Origin of the sequence: Ruegeria sp. HKCCD6604 (genome assembly GCF_013110635.1) — a bacterium.
GTDB lineage: Bacteria > Pseudomonadota > Alphaproteobacteria > Rhodobacterales > Rhodobacteraceae > Ruegeria.
In genome coordinates this window covers 1-2,643 of the sequence record NZ_WVQW01000025.1, presented here as the reverse complement: position 1 = coordinate 2,643, position 2,643 = coordinate 1, and the positions used below count along the sequence as shown (strand labels likewise).

Here is a 2,643-nt window from a genome sequence, read left to right as displayed (position 1 = left end):
TTTTTGCGCTTGCTACCTTTTCGTCAGCAAGCGCCCTACTCGCTCAGGAAAACGGTGCAACTGAAGTCCCGCAAACAATACGCTTTGAGGGCTATGTATAGCCCAGTCGCGAAGCAGAACTGTCGCCTTTGGTGGACAATGTGGTCAACCGGACTTTGCAAAGTCTGCTTTCTGCGCATTGCTGTCATTGGGGCATCGAGCAGCATCGGTCAAAGTGGGCTCGATGCGGCCATTCTTTGCGGCAAGCATGGTTGGCTGGTCGCAGCCCGAAGCGGACATTCGCGACCAGACTTTAAAATACCAGCTTCGCGGACAAAGCGGTCTTTTGCCTGTGCCCCCAACGTCTGCTTTTTGAGGCAAGCTCTAGCGCTGCTTCAATGAATAAGAGAAGAGAGACGTTCTACAGCACCGCGCACTTCTTCTTCCGTATTGTAGTAATGGGGCGCGATGCGCAGCAGCGTTGGTAAGTTACGACGTTCCGAGTCGATCCGCGTACTCGAGGGGGCTGATGCCCCGATGACATAACCTGACGCTGCCATTTGCTTGACGATTGATTGGGTTTCAAACCCCTCAATAGAGAAACTGACAATTCCGCAACGAGATTTGCCCAAATCTCGCACCGTTACAGCCGACACTTCCGAGAGAGCTTTTCGCGCTTCCTCGGCTAGAAACGTAACACGATCATTGATCTGGTCGATCCCAATCTGGTCGGCATAGTCGATTGCCGCTCCAAGTCCTGCCCGTAGTGCATAGGAGTTTTCCCAGGTTTCAAACCGCCTGGCGTCTTCACGCAGTTCATACTTGTCTCGAGCTACCCAAGGTGCACCAAAATGGTCGATCATTGCGGGTTCCAAGAAGTCCAACCATTTGTCTTTGATGTAGAGAAACCCTGTCCCCCGCGGCCCGCGCAGGTATTTTCGACCTGTGGCTGACAGAAAATCGCATCCGAGTTCTTCAACATCGATCCGCATCTGGCCCGCTGCTTGACATGCATCCAAAAGGTAGGGAACGCCGTGCGCATTTGCGATACGACCAACTTCGACGGCCGGGTTCACCAAGCCACCGTTCGTAGGGACCCAAGTGATTGCAACAACACCGACATCATCCCCCATCGCTTCCTCAAGCGCGGCCAGATCCATCGCTCCGTTTTCATCAGACGGTATGACTTCGATTTTCAAGTTGTCGCGTTTTGCTCTTTGGAGAAACGCAACATAGTTGGCCGCATACTCCGCTTCACAGGTAAGAATCCGCGAACCCTGTTTTAGCGGAAGGGCATAGAACGCATGGCACCAAGCGACTGTTGCGTTCTCCATCAAGGCTATTTCCTGAGCAGCAGCACCAATATGTCCGGCCACCGAACGATACACTTTTTCTAAAGGTTCGGCCTGACTGGCTTGAGCCTCATAACCCCCGATTTGCGCTTCAAGCTGGGTATGCGCGACAACGGCCTTAACAACGCATGTGGGCATGAGCGCTGAGCCACAGGCCAAAAGGTGAGTTGAATGAGCAATACCTTGGGTATCGGCACGAACTTGATCGACATCGATCATCTTAAACTAACCTCATAGTGTGCTTGAAATCAGACATTGGCGGCAACGCAGGAAGGAAGCAAGTTCGCGCTCGACGACGTCATACGCAGTATTTTTGTGATTGTCTGCCACGCGGACTTAGCAACCCTTCGAACTCAGTCGAAATAACTTCTCGAGCAGAGTTGTGGTAAGGTGCCTTCAATTATGGAGGAAAAATTGTTTCGCTATGTTTTGCCAGCAGCTCTCATTCTGGGGAGCCCAGTCTTAGCTCAGGATGCAATAAATCCGTCAGGACTTACCGGTCCTTCCGGTCGACCCTATTCACCTTACGCTGAGCGCGCATATCCAACTCAAGTCTATTTTGGTGACACTCACGTTCATACTGGTCTTTCCGGGGATGCTGGTGGAGGCGGTACGCGCCTCATGCCGCGCGATGCCTATCGGTTTGCGCGTGGAGAAGAAGTTGTGTCGAACACGGGGCAACCTGTAAAGTTGTCGATGCCTCTCGATTTCTTCATGATTACAGATCATTCGGATGCGATGGGTGCTATTACCGACATCATCGGGGGTGCTCCCAACATCTTGGCAGATGAGCAAGGCAGATATTTCCATGAAGAATTCAATAAGGGTGGAGAAGCCGCTCTAGCGGCTGCGCTCGAGCTTACAGCGGCGTTTGCTCAAGGACAGGTTTCCCCTGCGCTGAACTATCAACCGGGCAACCCAGCGTATGCCCGTGTTTGGGATGAAATTATCGATGCCGCGGAAGAGTACAATGACCCCGGCGTGTTCAGCACCTTTATCGCCTATGAATGGACATCTCTTGTTGCAGGGAACAATTTGCACCGAAATGTGATCTTTCGCGACGGCCCTGAGCTCACAAAACAGATACTGCCTTATACAACAACGCCACCTGTGGGCTCACCCAACCCTCGTGATCTTTGGAAGTGGTTGGAGAACTATGAGCAAACGACAGGTGGGCGTGTTCTTGCTATTCCCCACAATGGGAACTTGTCTAACGGTTGGATGTTCCCGTTAGTTGATGACTTCGCGGATGGGGTGCCGTTAGATCCCGCATACGCAGAAGCGCGAAACAAATGGGAAAGACTATACGAAC

At 52.2% G+C, this 2,643-nt stretch carries 2 protein-coding genes; one reads left to right on the top strand and one right to left on the bottom strand.

Annotated elements, in window-relative coordinates; translation table 11 throughout:
• Positions 1 to 374: 374 nt before the first annotated feature.
• Positions 375 to 1,550, bottom strand: coding sequence for an aminotransferase class V-fold PLP-dependent enzyme (locus GS614_RS21920; protein WP_170557555.1), 1,176 nt, complete (start codon positions 1,548 to 1,550; stop codon positions 375 to 377).
• A gap of 183 nt (positions 1,551 to 1,733) precedes the next feature.
• On the opposite strand from GS614_RS21920, the gene GS614_RS21915 reads away from it, so the two are divergent.
• On the top strand, positions 1,734 to 2,643 hold a 910-nt coding region (locus tag GS614_RS21915), incomplete at its 3' end, for a DUF3604 domain-containing protein (protein ID WP_171727324.1).